Genomic DNA, 19,761 nt, shown 5'->3' on the forward strand with positions numbered 1-19,761 from the left:
GTGACGCTATTGCATCACTAATGCAATTTTTCTAAGCCTTAACATTAAATTTACTTCAACTATTATTAAATATAACCATTAATTTAATTGAATAACCAAAGAGGCTAATGAATAAAAATACTGAATTAGAGATAATCCTATGCTTTATGTATGCAAACGCTGAATTCTTCGCGGCACCTTTTTTAGATCGGGATAAATTTGGCTCTTGGGTTAGTCAACTTAAAAAAAGTGATATAAAGAAATTTTCAAGGCAACTACATAAGGCATTAGGAACAAGCAAGCCGATTAGTATCGAAGACAAGAATCCGCCAAGAGACTACCGAATTGCCATAGTGGGACCAACGGTCTCGAAAACAGGTAATTTTAGTAAAAAATATTGTCTGTTATCGGGTTATTCAGACCCCCTATTTAGAGTTTTACATTCCAACCCAGAATTAGTTTCTACCATAAAAAGCTATATGAATAGCAATTTTTTTGAAAACTGGTATAGCATACAATCTAAAAGAGTAAAAAATAAAAGAACAAAATGTTTGAAAAAATTTGATTTGTTAACTAAAAAACTTGATGATGAAATTGAACGGTATCAAGCAATACAGCTTGAAGACATACGTTCTTCTTTGCCAGCAGGAGTCATTCTCATTTACGACTATGATGGTCATGCCAGCAGCTATGAAAGAGATGGTTCTAAAAAACCTACCAAAATAATAATCGATAATAGTGGTGATACTGATATATCTGAGTTGAAATTAATGGTTGATAAATTCAATAATGCCCAGAGTTTACGGGAAATATTAAGAAATCCAAACTTAGATGTCTTTAGCCGACTTAATCAGTTTTCGGTTAAAATTCAGGATAAAGGGTTTAATGAATCATTTACTGCCAATAACGATTCCGAAGGTAAAAAATTATTAAAAACGATAGGTTATGCTGTAACAACACTATTATTTGGCCTAGGGATTTATCTATCATATAAAAATAAAGGTACTTACAAATTCTGGAAATCAGGGGAAGAAGCCTTATTAGAAGCTACACAAGAAAATTTTGACGTGCAAATCAAAAGCTTAGCTAACCCAAAAGTTTGGGGGAAATGAGCTGACTTTGTAGTTTAAGTAATACTGCATAATAACGACGATTTTTCACTTTAAGGATATAAAATCTGTTTGTTAAGCATCATCTTGTTAGTAGTACATCTTTTTTCAACAAAAAATTCAAAAAAATAGGCCAACGGACTTGACATCTTCCCCTTAAAAAGACAAAATCACGCGTCTTGTGGCTATGTAGCTCAGCCGGTTAGAGCGCGGCACTCATAATGCTGAGGTCGGTGGTTCGAGTCCACCCATAGCCACCATTTAATCAATAAGTTACGATTAAAACCAAATAAAAACTTCAGGCGTATAACGAATGAAGCTTCTTTTAAAATCCCGCAAAATATACCATTGTGGTCTTCAAAAAAATGACTGACATAAATCAAACCACGTCCTTTATCTTTAAACCATTGACTGAAAATGACCTTATGCTTTTGTATCATTGGTTCCAAGAACCTGTCATCAATCAATGGTATGCTCGAGGTCAATCTTGGTCATTCGAGAATATTAAACAAAAATATCTCCCTAGAATTTTAGGAAAAGATAATGTACCGAGCTTTATTATTTATATTGATGAGGTTCCTCTTGGCTTTATTCAGTATTATCGTTTAAGTGATCATGTTCCGGAAGGTATTTGCCACAATAACCATCCCTTATTTGATTGTTATCCGCCCCATAAATTAGCAGGTATCGATCTGTTTATCGCTCCAAGTAATCAACGTGGAAAAGGATTAGGTAAACAAATTTTAGATTCGTTCATAACAGAACTTCCCAACAGCATTTGCGCTGTTCTTGTTGATCCAGAAATTCATAACCACCATGCAATTAGTTGTTATGAAAAATCCGGATTTAAACGTACTGATTACAGTGAAGACAAAGCCTATTTAATCCTCATAAAGCCCATACTCAAACGGTAAATGATATGACAGCCCCGAAAAAAAGAATTAATCCAGATGTCTTACAAATAGCAATACGAATACTTCAGCATCATTTTGCGACGGATATCGAAATAAGTTCTCTTAAATTTTTAAGTGAAGAAGAACGACGAAATACTGTGGTGCGCATCATGCTAAACAGCAAATCGAGCTCAGTACCTAAAAGCATCATTCTCAAACAATCCCTGACCGAAGAGTCAGATGGTGATGACAAAGAAGCGAACGCTCGTTTTGCTCGCGATTGGGCTGGTCTTGAGTTTGCAAATCAAATTCATCAAAAAATGCATAATGTTCCCTACTTCTATGGTGGTAATAAAGAGCACCGATTTATTCTTATTGAAGACCTAGGAGAGCCACATATAAGTTTAGTTGACTCATTGACACTTCCCTCACGAGAAAAAGCGATTCTGGCATTGTGCCGTTTTATGAAGGCACTAGGAAGCTTCCATGCGGCTAGCTTTGGCAAAACAGCAACATATGAAGCTCTTTTAGAGAAATTCAACGAACACACTGAAACTCTACAAGAGAATTTTGATGTTACTCAAACCGATTTACTTGGAAAATTGCAATCTGCTAATAGAAAATTGAATCTATCGTTAACAATAGAATGTATCAATGAAGCCAAGTCCCTGATTCAGTCTTTATTTAAACCAGGTCCCTTTACCGTGCTAACCCATGGTGATATTTGTCCAGATAATGTCTTTGACCATGAAGAAACACGTGATTTACAACTCATTGATTTTGAATGGGCTTGTGTAGGCAATGCTTTATTGGATGGTACTTATCTGAGAATGAGCATGCCTACATGTTGGTGTGCCAAATCCATACCCGAAGACGTCATTATTGCATTAGAGATTATTTATCGAGAAGAATTGAAACCAAGTATTCCTGCAGCATCAGATGATTTAGCTTACGCCAGAGCCTACACTGAAGCCTGTGGTTTTTGGTTATTACAACAAACACTTCCTTTCCTTGATTCAACGCTAGAAAAAGACCGAGTGGGTCCATCAGGACCGGTTCCAAAAAATTCATTGTGGAAAAACGAAGAAAACACAGTGAGACCAAGAGTTTTATCACGTTTGCAAGCGTTCGTTCATGTATCATCCAGAAATGATTTGTTACCCCACTTAAGACAAATGGCAAAAAACATACTTAATGAGCTCAAAAAACACTGGAATGATGTGAAAAATTTGGAGTTTTATCCTGCTTTTAAAACAGCAAATCAAAAATTTTATCTTAGAGCTTTTGAACCAGGTGATGAGGCAGAAATCTATCAGCTTTTTTATGATACCGTCCATCATGTCAACTGTAGAGATTATACAAAAGAACAACTCGATGTATGGGCTCCTCAAATACCTGATTTATCCAAATGGCAAAAATCCCTTGCTAAAAACCATACGTTTGTAGCAATCGATAAGGAAAGTAACAAAATTGTTGGGTTTTCAGATTTAGAAGAAAATGGCTATCTCAATCGGGGTTATGTACATAAAGACTATCAAAAACAAGGAGTTGGACATGCTTTATTAAAAGCCCGTGAACTGACAGCAATTGCATTAGGCATCTCAAAGCTCTTTTCAGATGTCAGCATCACAGCGAAACCCTTTTTTGAAAGACAGGGATATATAACTGAAGCAGAACAAACCAAAAAATTAGATGGCACTATGTTCACAAACTATCGGATGACAAAAGTGTTAACTTGTTCAAAATAGAAAATACGTTGTCGTAATTACTCTCTAACCGCTTCAATCATGGACTTGAAGCTGTCCTATAGTGCTTCGCCTTTTTTATCTATGAAATTGCGCATAAGTTGAACTATAATTTTAATAGTGCACTTGTAGGAAATTAGAATGGCCAGGTCTCACTTAGAAATGGCCCATGTTTTAGGGCTACAAGAAAATCCTTTTTTAAGTGAAAGCAATGTTGGCTGGGAAATGAGCTCAGCCATAATCAGTACAAAAAATAGGTATAAACAATTAAGACCGTCCACCAGTTCTTATTTGAATTTTGATTTATTACCTTCCTCCCATTATACAGAAGCAGCCAAAAAAATTACGGATCTACCCAATGGGGGGTACATAGGGTTTTCTTGTTATTGGTTTGGCCATGCTTATAGTCTTCATGCAGTTAAAGAAGAAAACCAAACACATTTTATCTATGTAAATCGAGGACAACGCCATACTGATGTAGCAACAGGAAAAAGTAAACATGATGCACCAACGGTCCTTGCCTTTTCATTAGGAAATAATGAGGCGGAACGCTTTGCTAAGGCAATGATGAGTGCGGCGATGACTATAGGTGACACACGCAAAATAATGTCTGCATTTTTAGAAAAAAATCAAGATAAGTACAATCCAGTACTTTCTAAAACATTAGAAAAAAAAGATCAAAAGACAGGAAATTGTTCTGTAGCCAATTCTAATGTCGCCTGGCATTTTCAACTAGCATCCGATGAGATGAAAAGTAAAGGGACCAGTTTTGCACAGGCTTACGAAAATACCAAATCCAACTATAGAGAAATGCGGGTAAAAGATAGGGTTCAAGCATTTAGGTACCTCCTAAATGACAGAGGCTGTTATCTCTCCGATACAGCATTTCTTTACAATTATTTCGAGTCTCTTGGAAAAATGAACAACAAGGATAGGGGCCCTGCTCAAACAAAGCATCTTGCCACTCTGGCCGATGGACTTAGTCCTAATAATATCCCCAAATTAATCGAACCCTTAGTGAACACCAATTTTATATTTAAAGTAGAGGAATATATAAATGCTAGAGTAGAACAAATTAAAAAAAAATATCCGAGTATACCAGAGGAAAAATGCAAGAAATTTGCTATTGCGACAAGAAAGAATTTAGAGTCAGCAAGAAATAATATGTTATCGCTTGTTTTCAATAAATTACCCCCCGAGCAACAAAAAGAACTAATCGCTAAGGATAATTCCTTGGTGAAATATGCTTCAAGTGATGTGGAGTTGGCCTTTCTTCAACAAAATTATAATAAGTTTTCTTTATATTCGAGCCAAAAAAGTAAAAGCATGTGTAAGGAATATAAAGATAAAATGGAACACGAAGCACAATGGATATATCAAAAATCCTTTAGCGAACTTGAAGAATATGAGCGAGACAACATTGAATTCGACTTTATGGCGGATATATACCAAAAGCGAAGCAATCAAATTGCTAGTGAAAGAAAAACGAATGGTAATTTTTTGTTGTCAAAAGATGCAGAGCAAAAAGAGGCAAAAATTAACAATACACTTCGAACCTTGTATTCCTATCTCTCAACTGAAGATCAGGCCAATGCAAAAAGAACACTTGAAGACTTGTGCAAGACATGTTGTGAACGAAGGTTTTATCTCAGTGGAAATAAATATTCGACCCATATTCAATCAGCTAAATGGTTGGTTGAGCGAATCGGCACGAATGACGACATAGGAGAAGATCTCAGAAAGCTATTAGGTGTTAAAACGATTGATCTTCATGAAATAAAAAGCAAAGTTCAAAATATTATCTCTGGAAAAAATGAAAATTGTGCTTGTCACACGATTAGTTATAAAGAACAACTACAAGCCCAAAAGCCAATGAACCCTGAGCCACTGCCTATCTATGATGAACATTTGAGTATAAGCGCACAAATTTAAGTTTCTCTAGATACTTTAAATAAAATTTTTGATATGTTTAATAGAAAGCACTTCTGTTAATGGCACAACTATAACCAAAAGGTTATTCCCTTTTAAATAGGAGAATAGAATACTATGGAGCGGTTAAAATCCTATTTTCTTAAAGACACTACTCTAAAAGCTGAAATCATTGCGGGTATCACCACTTTTCTCACCATGGTATACATTGCATTCATTAACCCAAGCATACTTCATGATGCCGGGATGGATCAGGGAGCAGTATTTACAGCCACCTGTCTTATTACTGCCTTTGCCTGTTTCTTTGCAGGATTATTTGCGAACACTCCTATTGGTATAGCTCCGGGCATGGCATTAAATATTTTCTTTTCTTATACAGTAGTGCAAGGCATGGGAATCGCTTGGGAACAAGCTTTAGCTATTGTTTTTCTTTCAGGTGTTTTGTTCTTTATAATGTCACTGACTAGCTTGAGGCGACTATTAATCGAGGCAATTCCTCATAATTTACAAATTGCGATTTTAATAGGGATTAGTTTATTAATTGCTTTAATTACCTTGCAAAATAATCAAATTATTGTCGAAGATAGCCATAATTTAATGCGTCTAGGTGAAATTAATCGTCCTGAAAGCGGATTATTTTTCTTAGGATTTTTACTTATACTGATTTTAGATTATTTTCAAATTCCTGGAGCCATTATTCTTGGAATACTGAGTATTTCTGTCTTAAGCTTATTGATGGGTCTATCTACCTGGCAAGGATTAATTTCCATGCCCCCTTCCATGGAGGCTACTTTTTTAAAGCTAGACTTTTCTGCCTTAAATACCGTTCTTGCTTTAAAAGCCACATTTACCTTTTTTTTAATTGCTGTATTTGATGCTACAGGGACATTGATCGGTTTATTAAATCCTTCTGTATTTAAACAACAAGAAAATTATTCCAAACGACTGAGTAATTGTTTAACCGTTGATGCCGCTGCTTCTGCGGTAGCTGGATTATTAGGTTCCGCAAGCACCTCCCCCTACATCGAATCTGCAGCAGGAATTGAAGCAGGTGGACGCGGCGGAATAACAGCCATAGTGATCGCAATGGGATTTCTTCTGATGTTATTTTTCTCACCTTTGGCACGAATGATTCCTAACTATGCAGTAGGCCCTGCACTTTTATATGTGGCTTGTTGTATGATGAAACATCTCACCGATATGAAATTGCATGATGTTAGTGAAACAGCTCCTTGTATGGTAACCATCATGATGATTCCCTTTACTGCTTCGATTGCTGATGGAATTGGTGGGGGTATTATTCTCTATACTTTATTAAAGCTGCTAACACGTCAAAAAATTAATCTCTTACTCTTCATTTTAAGTATTGTTTTTGTAATATTCTTCCTTGTCAGCTAACCAAGAGCAAATGACTTAATTTCATATTTTAAAATTAATCAGAAGGAAATTTTCCCATGTCCATCAAGTGCTCCGTATTTATTGCCACAACTGTGGATGGATTTATCGCTCGAGAAAATGGTTCCATTGATTGGCTTAACAATATTAACTCTCTTGTGCCTCCAGGCGAGGATGGAGGCTATAAATCATTTATTTCAACAGTTGATGGATTGGTTATGGGAAGAAATTCCTTTGAACAAGTTCTATCATTTGATGAATGGCCATATGGCGATCTTCCAGTAGTGGTCATGAGTAGCAACACTATAAATATTCCTAGTCACTTGCAGAAATGCGTTTCTTTATCTGCTGAAACACCGTCTACACTTGTTCAACGTCTGGCAAAAAAAGGAATGAAACATCTTTACATTGATGGCGGGATCACCATTCAACGATTTATTGCAGAAAATCTCATCGATGAATTAACGATTACATTGATTCCTATATTACTGGGTTCTGGACGTTCATTATTTGGTCCAGTAAAGCAAGACATTGAACTTGAGCTTTTAGAAACAAAGAATATTGGCTGTGGTATTGTACAATTAAAATATTGCATCATGCCCATAAAAAATGTTGAATAATCAAGCCCATACCCCATAGGGTTGTTGACGGAGTAATCGTGTTCGTGTAGAAACTTGATTAACTCAACCTTATGTATAAGTTCAACTGAGTTGTTGTATGTAATCACCACAAACCCATTGATCTGGAGATTATTATTATCATGAAAAAATTTTTTGATAAGAAAACTAAAACCTTATTCGTTACCGGAGGAAAAACCGCAGTAACTGATCTATCCGATAATCCATTAATGCAATTACCTGATCCTGAAGAAATGCCCCCATCCCCCCAACTTCACAGACAAAATGCGACAGCGGGAAAATATTTTGACAGACATTATATAAGCACATCAGGAGAAGAACTTCACGGCAATTTTGATTTAAAAGATCCTAGCAATATGGATCTGGAAGAGGTTCATGATACGATTTATTGCCCTTAACCTTAAGGAAAAAATTCAGCCTTCTACATCATAAAATCAAAAAAACGTAGAAGGCGATTCCTCGTTCCATTTTAGTTAAAGATACAGAAAAATCATATACATTTACCAAACCATCTGCTTATAATGCGTTAAGATGATATTTAAAATGTACAACTATGTGCATTATCATCTCAGCAACGAATTAATAAATAAAATCGAATTCTTTTATTAGTGAGGATGAAATAATATGAAAAGAACAGGACATCAACAACACGCTCACCAACAGACACACCAACACACACATCCATCAACTACCCAGCCACAAACTGTAGTAGTTGTTACGACTCCAGCACACGGTATGAACCCGTATGGTTTCATGCATCATCATGCTCAGAATCCATATCAACAGCCACCTCATTTACACCAACACCCACACGCTGAGCATCATGCTCATGAGCAGACACATACCCATACACATCCCTAAGCACGAATCACCCGGATTCACATCATGTATCCGGGTGTAAATGCATGAGCCTCCTAATTATGCTGGATGGTTTGTACACTTTTTAACGCCTCATTCCCAAGGGATGATTTCTCAGCCCTAAAAAATGTAAGGTTTAAAGGATTTGTTTTTGCATAATACCCAGTAGGTTGACCTTCTCCTTTCTGTGCCGCTACATAACCAGTAGAATTATTTAATCCAGGATACTCTTCTACTTGATCGTTGGGCATTTCTAATTCAATAATATTGTCTGATGATAACAATGAATCTAGGCTCATTAACTTCATTCCATCGATCGTTTCCTCTTCCTCTACATATGAAAAGCTACCTTCATCATACTCATCCTTTGAGAGCGGTTGTTCCTTAATTTGCAGGGATTGAGAAGTCTCAAATAAGAAATCCTCCGAGCGTTGTTCATAGTGCGTGAGCTCTTCTGAGCTAAATAGAGCACTATCTTCATCATCTGAGTCTTCAAGTACAAGGGGTTCTACCATTTTAAGTAATGCTTCACCTTTAGTAAAACCTACAATGGATATGCGATGCCAATTCGAGTCAGTGATTCCATTAGAAGGAGTTAATTTTGTGTTGCAATGGAAATATTTATCAAAATTCCAGAACAATAAGTCACCTTCTTTTAAATCAAAATATATTCCTTCAAAAAAAGATTGAGTGTCATTTGGTAAAGCACCTTTAACACCAGGGAAAAATGTATAAGCTCCTTCATAAGTACGTTGAAGATCACCCTGCTGTTGATTGCTAGAGGGATAGATAACAAACAGTGGATTTAAACAATGAATGGGAAACTTATTGTTGTCCACATGGGCATTGGTCTGTTTATCGTAATTGGCTTCGGCAGTCAAAAGATAACTCGAGCCATTAATGGTAAAATTAGTTGCATAACCCATTAGCTGACGACGCGCTGCATATTCAACTGGAGCACATTCTGCATAGATTTGTTCAACTGTCTTAAAAAGAGGTGCTAATCCTTCTTCAACTCCAAATTTGGCCTCAGAAAATTGGGTAGGTCTAATTCTTGTAACTTTTTTTCCAAGAATACCAATTGGAGCAGAACGAACATTCCTTTGTACATTTTCTTTATTTTGCTTATTATTAGCAGTTTCTTCTGAAGATACAGCTCCCATCCTATTTAATTGTGTTCGAGTTGTCGAAGAGAGTTCTTTACGTAATTTATCAGTTATCAACTGGGGTTGAATTGCACCTATCCGATAAACACCAATTAGTTTTCCTTTGACATCATAGAAATTAGTATCTTGAGTAATTTTCAAGGAATTACAAAAAGGCTGATCAAAAGTATCATTTGTTTTAATTGGTTTAACGAGATTCTCATGTAATACCATCGTAGCGATTAGAGTACCATCAGATGTTTTATCTTGAGATTTCTCCACAGGGAGTTCATTCTGAAGCATAGATGTTCGCATAATAAGGTCTTTAAAGGGCTTCTTGCGTTTAATAAGATCGTAACTGGTATTGATTGCCGATTTTAGACTTTTTATTTCTTTTTTTTCTAAGCATAAACCCAATTTGTTCATATGAAAAATTAGGATTTCACCTAACTGCTCTCCTGATTTACGTTTTAAATAAATGCTATACATCAAATGATGTTGATATAAATAAATTAAATTCTGAGCAGCCATTGAAGGAGATGTTTTTATATAGGGAATAATTTCCTTAGAAATAAATTCACTCCTTGATTTTACATTTTGGTAACGAGTTGATCTTCTCAAACTGTGGTCGCTTTTTTTTACAGTGAAAGGAAAACTGATATGATGGCTATAGATAAATTTATTTTTAAGTTCATCAGGGGCTTTTGGTTTAATTTCTTTTTTTAAATCCGATCTCTGCCCTATAGAAGAAATGTGCCTCATCGAAAGATGCTTATTATAACGCTCATTTTTTTGGATCATTTCGCGTTGCACTTTTTCATATTCTTTAAGATCACCTTTAGCCATTTGCTCAATATATTCATTTAAAAAAGGTGAAATTAATTTTCGTACTATTTTACCTTGGGTTGGCCTTACTCTAGTAGGGGTTATAGCCTGAGCGGCGTCCTTTTCTTTTCCTTTTTCTGCGGGTTCTAAATGAGGATAAACCGCTTTATGTCTTTTGGTTAAAGCAAAACTGTCTCCGGGTTCAAAATTGGGTTGTTGAACAAGGGGCAGCCCATTTCCTACATCAGTTCTGGAATCGATTATTTCGGAATGCTTTCTTTTTTTAGCGGGGGTATTACTTGGTTGAATATTGTTTGCGGGTGTTATTAAGGAAGTTGTTGCCATGGATGAATCTGGATCACTAAAAGTGGAGGTGTGCATTGCATCCATCCTGGTCATATCACTTCCCATAGAAAGTATTTTCTGACACTCCCCAAGACAATGCGCTATAAATCCCGGATCTGCAGTGGCCTTAATATCATCGAGTATCGAATAAAATTTTCCTTGAATGGCAAGAAAGAGATTGAAATCTGGGCCATACTTCATTGTGGCTTCATCAAATTTTTGTTGCATATTTTTACTCCTTTATGATTTAAAATAATAGTTAATGCTCTAACGAGAGCCGAAATATTAAATACAGTTCTAGGTGACAAAAATCAACACATTCTAGATTTTTTTATCAATTAAGATAATCTTGAAGCAGAATTGCAAAATGCTTCAAAATACATTCAGATACTCGCCAAAAAAGCTATGGTAAGTTTATAAATTTAGTTATTATGTTATTCACTTAGGATTTTACGATTTTTCGATGCGCTCGATAGTAATTATAATTTTGACATTTATTTGCTCAGCATTAACTTATGCAAACGAAATTAATATTTCCACGACCACCAAGAATGGAAATACTACTTTTTATCTGCAAGCTGGCGCATTTAATTTAGAAAAAGATGCAAAGCAACGTCAAAAAGAATTATCTTCACTTGTAAGCGAACCGGTTGAAATTAAGAATCTATCCGATAAAAAACTTTATCTGATACAAATAGGCCCCATTAGCGATTACCTTACCGCTCGAGATTTGCAGAATAAGCTATCCCAAAAAATCAGTGCAAAGAAAAATCAACAAAGTGAAAATTATGTAACCCAACCGACTCCATCTGAGTCCCCAGACAACCCAACAGAAACACAACCGCAGAATGGTAAACTATGGAATTTAAGGAACGCTGATATTAGAGCTGTTATTGCTGAGGTATCACGAGTTACAGGGAAAAACTTTGTCATTGATCCCCGAGTGCAAGGGAAAATATCGATCGTATCGTCAACACCAATGAACAACAATGAGCTTTATCAAGTATTCCTTTCAGTCTTACAAGTCTCAGGCTATGCCGCTATACCCAGTGGTGCAATCATTAAAATTATTCCCAATATTGATGCGAAAACACAATCCCCAGATATTTTAAGCGGAATAAAACACCCCCCTAGAGGCGACGACATGATGGTGGCGGTAGTCCCTGTTCATTATGTTCCCTCTGAGCAATTAGTTCCCGTTTTGCGACCATTAATGCCGCAATGGAGCAGTATCTCTGCTTACGCTCCTTCAAATATGCTTATTTTATCAGGAAGAGCAAACAACATTCGTAGTCTTGCAGACATCATCAAACAAGTAGATAACTCATCTGCTAACGGCATTGATATAGTTCATTTAAGGCACTCATTAGCAATGGATATTGCTGCTACTTTAAAAGATCTTGTTAAAACGCAACCCAATATGGGAGGAACACGAACTCAACTAACTATAGCAGCTGATGACCGTTCCAATTCTCTATTAGTTAGCGGTTCCAAAACAGACAGAATACGCCTTAGAATGTTGATATTAAAGTTAGATAAAGAAAATTCTGAAGGGCTTAACTCCAATACGCAAGTGGTATATCTAAATTATCTAAGAGCTGAAGATTTGGTACCCATCCTCGCCGGTATTGCTCAGGCAAATTTCAGTGGTAATGTTGGAACAACCATTGGCACGATTACTCGCCCCATATTAGATAGCACAAATCCTGCTTCCAATCTTGCCAGTAACTCAAATGAACAAGGTTCCACTGCCACGTCTACGTCTCTTTATTCAACAGGCTCAGGTAGTGGCGGCAGTTCATCGTTAACTGCATCAGGAGCTACTGCAAACACTACGACTACCACAACCCAAAATGAAGGAACAACGAAACCCACCGTACAAATTATTGCTGAGCCCAATACAAACTCAATCATTCTTAATGCACCCGCATCGGTAATTCGTATTCTGAAAAGAGTGATTGCGCAACTGGATATTAAACCAGCCCAACTACTCATCGAAGCATTAGTCGCAGAAATTAATCAATCGGATATCAATGACTTGGGTATTGAATGGGGAAGTGATCAACAAACAGGAAGACCAGAAACCTTTAGACCAGGCTTTGCTATAATTAATAGCAGTACTAGACTTGATGATTTTCAAGCCCAAATATATGCTTTAGCACGAGAGAATAAAGCGAATATTTTATCAACACCTTCAGTTGTAGTTCTTGATAACCGCCAAGCTAAGATATTAGTTGGTAAACAGGTTTCGATAGCATCCACCACCCAACCTGCAAATGCCGGAGGTACAACAAATAATGGCGTCCCATTTACCACATTCGATCGGGTTAACGTTGCATTACATCTCTATGTGAGACCACAAATCACACGCGGAAATGGAATCCAGCTGCAAATCGATCAAGGAAACGACACGCTGGATCCACCCGTTGTTGCTCCGAACTCAACAACCCCAACATTTAGAATCAGTAGTATCGTTACTTCGGTTCATGTTGAAAGTGGTGACATAGTAGTTTTGGGAGGTTTGACTCAAGATAGTCTGGGTAATGACAATAACCGTTTACCCGTTTTGGGAGATATACCGGGTGTGGGTCGCTTATTCAAACGAAATATAAATTCTCGTGAAAAACGTGTACTAATGGTTTTCATTAAACCCATTATTTTGCGTAATGAACGAGATAGTATGCATATGACGAGTGAAAAATATAATAATGTACGCCAATTCGAGCTTGATTGGTTGAAATCTCAAGATGCCTTTGTACAAAGCAATAACGCAACGGTATTACCTGCTTTGAAACGAGCCGAATTACCTAAACCGTTTAATCGTCCACCTTTGTTAGTTACGAGATAGACCTTGGAAAATGAAGAGAAATCACTAAAGATCCCATACAGTTTTGCAAAAAACCATGGGATTGTTGTAGCCAATGAAATGAGTGATAACCAAGCTCTTGTTTATTATTTACCTAATACTTCATTGCAATCTCTTGCCGAAATAAAACGTTTATTACAATGTGAATTTACTTTAAAACAAGTCGATGAATCTGCTTTTCAGCAACATTTAGCTCATGTGTATCAATCTAAATCATCTATATTAGAAGCCGCTGGAGGTATGGAAGAAGATATGGATCTTTCACTGTTGGCGAGTCAATTGCCAGTAAGCGAAGATTTGTTAGAAAATCAAGATGATGCACCAATAATTCGTTTGTTAAATGCGTTGTTTACACAAGCAATAAAACAAAAAGCCTCTGATATTCATATTGAAACCTATGAAGATCGAGTACTTGTACGTAATCGAATCGACGGTGTTTTGCATGAGGTTTTAGAAATTCAGCGCGCTATAGCTCCTTTAGTAATTTCTAGAGTCAAAGTGATGGCCAAACTGGATATTGCAGAAAAGCGTATTCCACAAGATGGTCGTATTTCTCTACGCATTGGTGGTCATAATATTGACGTTCGGGTTTCTACCCTTCCCTCAAATCATGGTGAGCGCGTGGTGTTGAGGATTTTAGACAAACAAGCGGCTCAATTGGATTTAAATTTGTTAGGTATGCCTAAACCTACAGTAAAAAGCATGCGAAAAATGATCGCAGAGCCTCATGGCATTATTTTAGTTACTGGGCCAACCGGATCAGGGAAAACTACTTCTTTATATGCCATGTTAACTGAACTAAATCAAGTGACACGCAATATTCTTACTATTGAAGATCCCATAGAATATGATCTTGAAGGAATCGGACAAACACAGGTTAATACCAAAGTGCAAATGACCTTTGCTAAAGGTTTAAGAGCCATCCTTAGACAAGACCCAGATGTAGTCATGATAGGAGAAATTCGGGATTTGGAAACTGCAGAAATTGCAGTTCAAGCCAGCCTTACAGGACACTTAGTGTTATCTACCTTACATACCAATAGTGCATTGGGCGCTCTAACTCGCTTACGTGATATGGGAGTTGAATCCTTTCTTTTATCCTCAAGTATCGTTGGTCTTATTGCTCAACGACTGGTTAGAAGATTATGCCCTCAATGCAAAACCCCCCATCAATTAAGAGATGATGAAAAAGAACTTATGGGACTTACAGCCGACTCAGACATTTCAAAAGTTTTTGAGCCTAAAGGTTGTGACTTCTGCAATCACCTCGGCTATAAGGGCAGAACTGGAATTTACGAACTGATTACTGTCGATGAAGTACTCAGAGGAATGATTCATCGTCATGAAAATTTACAGACAATGGAAAATTACTTACGCCCTACTACACCAAGTATTCGTGATGATGGATTTAAACGAGTACTTGCCGGTGATACATCTCTTGCCGAAATTCTTCGAGTAACAACCCAAAATTAATCCTTTGAACCGGTCAAATCTTAAAATATATACCCATTATGTGCTTAATATACACATTTTTGGCATTAATAATACTATTTTAATCTTTTTTGTGTATAATATGTTTACTTTTTATACAATGAAATTGTGTAAAAGAAAAAGTCATATTATAAGCCAGGAGAATTAAACTATGGTATCTGGAAAGCAAAGAGAATATTTTCACGATAAAACTAACAAAGCTCTAAGGGAATTAAAAGGCGTTAGCACTACTATTGATTTTCATGTTCCCTTTTTTAAGAAACCTCATTCAATTGTGGTACCCAAACTTGACCCAATTGATTCCTTTGATACTTGGTTAAATAATGTAAGTAATATATTTAAAACCATGCTGTATCTTGCAGAAGCAGCTACGTTTAAAACGTTAGAAGATCACCAACAAATTTCAGACTATTTTCCCATCCATGGTTTTCTTCTCGATGCATTAGCATCAATAATATATGAAATAGCAGAGTGGATGCCTAAGAAAATTGATGATCGAGATATAGAAATGGACACTATCCCCCCTAAAGCAATATAGTACACGCTCTGGCTCGAATAAAGTTATCTATCCAGGAAATAGGAGTTATTAAATAATAGCTATGGACACTACTTAGATAACAACGGGTTAGAGTGTTCTTTAATTTTTTAAAACTCGTTTCTATAAAGCAGTATAAAACTCCTTTGAAAATCAAATGTTAATGGTTACTATATAAGATAGCTTCGATACCATATGAAACAGCTTATGATAATATGGCATGAAGTTACTTTTAATGAATAGGATGTGTTGCCAAATAAAAAGGGAGTGTTATGCGGCTTTGGATTAGAGGATTTATGTGTTTCAGTTTATATGCATTAGTATCCTGTACTGTTTCGCTACCTCAACAAAGCCAAATTAAAAATATAAAAACCGTTCCCAATATGGAACACTCCATTAAAAAAAGTTTAGATAAAAAAGAGATTTTTTCAAAAGGCAACTGGCCAAACAAACAATGGTGGTTATCTTATAATACTCCTGAACTCAACACCTTAGTTACAGAAGCTTTGGCGAATAATCCTTCAATTCATGAAATCAAAAGTCGCATCGAAGTCGCTAAGCAACAAGCCATTGTTACACGCTCGCTATTGGCCCCTCTAGTTTATTTTAATGCACGTGAAACGCGACAATATGTAAGTGAAAACGGTTTATATCGCGCATTCAATCATACATTTCCTTTAAACGCCAGACTCTTAGACCTTTCGCTTTCATTCACTTATGAATTCGATTTTTGGGGAAAAAACCGTAATCTTTTTTATGCGGCTTTAGGAGAAGCAAAAGTTCGCGAGGCGGAAGCTGCAGAAGTGGAGTTAATTACAAGTACTGCAATTGCACAAGCTTTTTTCGCATATAAAACGAATCTGATCCGAAAAAATTTATATACCCAGTTAATTGAAGTACGACAAAAAATTGCAAAATTACAAAACTTAATGGTAAAAAAAGGACTTTCTTCAGAATTACCTGCCTTAGAAACTTCGGAAAAACTACTCGAATCACAAAAATTACTTTCCAGTATCACAGATGAATTAACAGCCAATAAGCACCTGATTAATACTTTAGCAGGACGTGGACCAGAGGATCATTTGTTGATTAAATCCACTCTTCCCTCATTACCTAAGACTCTGAATATTCCCAAAATACTGCCATTGGATTTCTTAGCACGCAGACCTGATCTAATGGCGCAAATTTGGAGAGCCAAAGCTTTAGCCTATAAAACGGGGGCCGCCATGGCAGAATATTATCCTGATATCAATCTCGCTGGTCTGATTGGGCTGGAAAGCACAAGTTGGAGAAAGTTGCTTGATTTATCGAGTGGCACCGCTTTGATTAGACCCGCCTTACAATTACCTATTTTCACTGCGGGAGCAATTAAAGCCAATATCAATGCAACTAAGGCACAATTTGATGCGGCAATAGACGCATACAATAATTTACTCTTATTCAGTACTCAAGAAGTTCTTGATGTATTAGCTTTCGCTCAGGATGTCTATCAGCAAAAATTAGAACAAAAACAAGTAGTGCAATATGCAAAGCAGCGTTATCAATTAAGTTCTTTGCGCCAAAAAAAGGGCTTAGATAGTTTATTTGATCTTTATTTTTTACAAGAAGAAGTGATTCAAAAAGAGCTTGTAGATGTTACTCTACTTTATAACCAATACTTAGCCTCTATAAAATTAACCAGAGCTTTGGGAGGAGGTTACTATCAAAATACGATACCGTTGGTGAAAAACTCATGAAAAAAGAACGATCCACCTCTTTTTATTTTACAGTTATTCTTATCGCTCTATTTATTTTCCTTTTTTTGTATTGGCTTTTTGTGTGGAGAAACCAAGTTTATACCAATGATGCCTATGTACAAGGGAATCAAGTCTACATCAAATCGTTACGCCCAGGATTCGTTACCGGTATCTATACTGACGATAGTTTTCTGGTAAAAAAAGGACAGCTCCTTGTTACATTAAATGAAACAGATTCACATATTGCTTTGGAAAAGGCGAAAAAGAAACTTGCCAGTACAGTTCGTGATATATCCCAGGCATTTCATGATGTGTTTATACTGGCTGCAGACATTGAAATGAAAAAAGCGCAACTTTTAAAAGCACAACAAAACCTTAAACATCGTCGTGATGTTATTGGGGCTAAAGGAGTTTCCTTAGAAGATTATCAAAATGCACAAGATGATCTAAAAGCCTCCGTTGCCTCATTAAAAAGTACTCAAAATAAGTATCAAAAAATGCTGGCCTTTGTACAAGGCACATCCATTACGGAGCATCCATCGGTACAAGCAGCTGCGCAAGAAGTACGCGATGCATGGGTACAATTATATAGAACTAAAATTTATGCCCCCGTAGATGGACTGGTAGCACAAAGAACAATTCAAGTAGGGATGTGGATTTCTCCTAAAGAACCACTGATGTCTATTATTCCCCTGGATCAGATATGGGTAAATGCGAATTATAAAGAAACCCAAATGAAAAAGGTGCGCATTGGACAAAGTGTTAAGTTAACTTCTGATCTTTACGGTTCTGATGTTGTATTTCATGGAAAAATTGTTGGTTTGCCCGGAGGTGCGGGTAATGCTTTTTCACTGTTACCGCCTGAAAACCTCTCAGGAAACTGGATTAAAATCGTTCAAAGGTTACCTGTTCGAATTGCGTTAGTACAAGATGAGCTCATGAAACATCCTCTGCGAATTGGTCTTTCTTTAGAGGTAACTACAGATCTTTCTGATCAAAATGGGCCCTTAGTTCCCACTACAAATTCAAACTCACCGCATTATGTTACTGATATTTTCCATAAAGAAGAAACAGGCGATGAAAAACTCATAACGGATATTATTAAGAGTAATTTAGATCCTAATCTTAAGAAGTATGCCAATTCACCTCTAATTATAAATAAAATCGACATAAATGAGATGAGTAAATAATGATTCTCTATATTTTACTCTTATCACTTGCTGCAGTAATATTTAATCTTACTTTACCAATAATGGCCGGTCTATATATTGTAAGTGATCTGGGCGGCAGTCCCTATATGACTTCGTATACAGTCAGTTTTTTTTGTATTGGGAATCTTTTGGGTGTACCTTTAGGAAAACCCGCTGTAACACGATTAAGTCCTATTCAGCTTTTTGTTGTCTGTCTCAGTCTAACCGCATTATGTTCGTGGGGATGCGCAACTGCGAGTGATTTCTTTACGTTTATCTTATTCAGGTTTTTAGAAGGTGTTGCTTCCGGACCAATGTTTCTTTTGATTACATATACGCTTATCCCTTTGCTCTCTACGAATAAAGATAAAGTTTATATTGTTTCTTTAGTTTTAATTTGTCTTTCCATAATCCCTGTAATCGGTGCTTCATATGGGGCTTGGATTGCCTACAGCTACCATTGGCGATTCCTTTTTTTCTCTAATATACCTTTATGTATTTTTTTAATTTTTTATGTTGGCTTTGGTTATAGAAAATATCACGAGCCGGTAAAAAAGATATATTTTGATAAACTTGGATATTTTTACTATTGCATCAGCATGATTTTTATTGGAACAGCTTTAACTACTGGCCAAGAGCTAGATTGGTTTCGTTCTTCTTTAATTAATTTTTTGCTTATTTCAGGTGTAATCAGTCTTATTTTTTTTATTTTACGTAGTTGGTCAGCTAAGCATCCAGTCATTGATTTGAAATTACTTAAAAATTTTTATTTTTCATTTGCAATGATTTATATCGCATTATTTTTCGCACTGTATTTTGGCATGGTGATCTTATTGTCTTTATGGCTTAAACTGTATGTTAATTACACTCCTGATTGGATTGCCCTCATCATAGGTACTATGGCATTTTGTGGGTGGATTCCCGTACTCATCAATAAAAGGCGGTATGAACCATTTGTTGACAGGGGTATAAAACCGCGGAAATATGGCGCAGGCTTAAATTGATCAAAGTACGCGCAAAGTACACACTTTGATCTGACATTTACCTTAAAGCTAAAATGGGGGCTCCTCTCTAAAGATATC

Annotated in this window: 15 protein-coding genes and 1 tRNA gene; 15 read left to right on the forward strand and 1 reads right to left on the reverse strand. The window is 36.4% G+C overall.

Translation table 11 applies throughout. The features are described 5' to 3' along the window. The first annotated feature begins 107 nt into the window (after positions 1 to 107). The 9 genes from ACWTEW_RS34870 (at position 108) to ACWTEW_RS34910 (ending at position 8,549) form a co-directional block, all read left to right on the forward strand. On the forward strand, positions 108 to 1,091 hold the full coding sequence (locus ACWTEW_RS34870; RefSeq protein WP_454782568.1) for a hypothetical protein: 984 nt from the start codon (positions 108 to 110) through the stop codon (positions 1,089 to 1,091). Between the two features lie 180 nt (positions 1,092 to 1,271). Then, positions 1,272 to 1,348: transfer RNA gene (locus ACWTEW_RS34875), tRNA-Met, on the forward strand. A gap of 105 nt (positions 1,349 to 1,453) precedes the next feature. Beyond that, positions 1,454 to 2,002 carry a GNAT family N-acetyltransferase gene (locus ACWTEW_RS34880; RefSeq protein WP_454782569.1) on the forward strand — a complete coding sequence of 183 codons (549 nt, stop codon included), beginning with the start codon at positions 1,454 to 1,456 and terminating at the stop codon, positions 2,000 to 2,002. Positions 2,003 to 2,007: 5 nt separating this feature from the next. Continuing rightward, the gene (locus ACWTEW_RS34885) at positions 2,008 to 3,729 is read left to right on the forward strand and encodes a GNAT family N-acetyltransferase (RefSeq protein ID WP_454782570.1); all 1,722 of its coding nucleotides are present in this window, start codon (positions 2,008 to 2,010) and stop codon (positions 3,727 to 3,729) included. Between the two features lie 138 nt (positions 3,730 to 3,867). Then, a complete protein-coding gene (locus ACWTEW_RS34890; protein ID WP_454782571.1) occupies positions 3,868 to 5,658 on the forward strand; it encodes a hypothetical protein in 1,791 nt (596 codons plus the stop codon). A 114-nt stretch (positions 5,659 to 5,772) separates the two neighbouring features. Then, a complete protein-coding gene (locus ACWTEW_RS34895; protein ID WP_454782572.1) occupies positions 5,773 to 7,053 on the forward strand; it encodes an NCS2 family permease in 1,281 nt (426 codons plus the stop codon). A gap of 56 nt (positions 7,054 to 7,109) precedes the next feature. Then, complete coding sequence (locus ACWTEW_RS34900) at positions 7,110 to 7,670, forward strand: dihydrofolate reductase family protein (RefSeq protein ID WP_454782573.1); 561 nt, start codon at positions 7,110 to 7,112, stop codon at positions 7,668 to 7,670. Positions 7,671 to 7,810: 140 nt separating this feature from the next. Continuing rightward, positions 7,811 to 8,086, forward strand: coding sequence for a hypothetical protein (locus ACWTEW_RS34905; RefSeq protein ID WP_454782574.1), 276 nt, complete (start codon positions 7,811 to 7,813; stop codon positions 8,084 to 8,086). 226 nt (positions 8,087 to 8,312) lie between these two features. Next, positions 8,313 to 8,549 carry a hypothetical protein gene (locus ACWTEW_RS34910; protein ID WP_454782575.1) on the forward strand — a complete coding sequence of 79 codons (237 nt, stop codon included), beginning with the start codon at positions 8,313 to 8,315 and terminating at the stop codon, positions 8,547 to 8,549. 53 nt (positions 8,550 to 8,602) lie between these two features. Here ACWTEW_RS34910 and ACWTEW_RS34915 read toward each other — a convergent pair whose 3' ends face one another. Beyond that, a complete protein-coding gene (locus tag ACWTEW_RS34915; protein ID WP_454782576.1) occupies positions 8,603 to 11,089 on the reverse strand; it encodes a hypothetical protein in 2,487 nt (828 codons plus the stop codon). A 235-nt stretch (positions 11,090 to 11,324) separates the two neighbouring features. Between ACWTEW_RS34915 and lspD the strand changes: the two genes are divergently transcribed. The 6 genes from lspD (at position 11,325) to ACWTEW_RS34945 (ending at position 19,683) form a co-directional block, all read left to right on the forward strand. Further along, positions 11,325 to 13,709: a GspD family T2SS secretin variant LspD gene (lspD, locus tag ACWTEW_RS34920; protein WP_454782577.1), complete on the forward strand. Its 2,385-nt coding sequence runs from the start codon at positions 11,325 to 11,327 to the stop codon at positions 13,707 to 13,709. Positions 13,710 to 13,712: 3 nt separating this feature from the next. Next, the gene (gene lspE, locus ACWTEW_RS34925; protein WP_454782578.1) at positions 13,713 to 15,200 is read left to right on the forward strand and encodes a GspE family T2SS ATPase variant LspE; all 1,488 of its coding nucleotides are present in this window, start codon (positions 13,713 to 13,715) and stop codon (positions 15,198 to 15,200) included. A 169-nt stretch (positions 15,201 to 15,369) separates the two neighbouring features. After that, a complete protein-coding gene (locus ACWTEW_RS34930) occupies positions 15,370 to 15,756 on the forward strand; it encodes a hypothetical protein (RefSeq protein WP_454782579.1) in 387 nt (128 codons plus the stop codon). A 269-nt stretch (positions 15,757 to 16,025) separates the two neighbouring features. Beyond that, positions 16,026 to 17,489: an efflux transporter outer membrane subunit gene (locus ACWTEW_RS34935; protein WP_454782580.1), complete on the forward strand. Its 1,464-nt coding sequence runs from the start codon at positions 16,026 to 16,028 to the stop codon at positions 17,487 to 17,489. After that, entirely contained in the window at positions 17,486 to 18,679 is a 1,194-nt protein-coding gene (locus ACWTEW_RS34940; RefSeq protein ID WP_454782581.1) for an HlyD family secretion protein, read from the forward strand. The genes ACWTEW_RS34935 and ACWTEW_RS34940 overlap by 4 nt, the downstream gene beginning before the upstream one ends. Continuing rightward, positions 18,679 to 19,683, forward strand: a complete 1,005-nt coding sequence (locus tag ACWTEW_RS34945) for an MFS transporter (RefSeq protein ID WP_454782582.1) — start codon at positions 18,679 to 18,681, stop codon at positions 19,681 to 19,683. The genes ACWTEW_RS34940 and ACWTEW_RS34945 overlap by 1 nt, the downstream gene beginning before the upstream one ends. Positions 19,684 to 19,761: the final 78 nt, after the last annotated feature.

This window comes from Legionella stuttgartensis, from assembly GCF_977063405.2.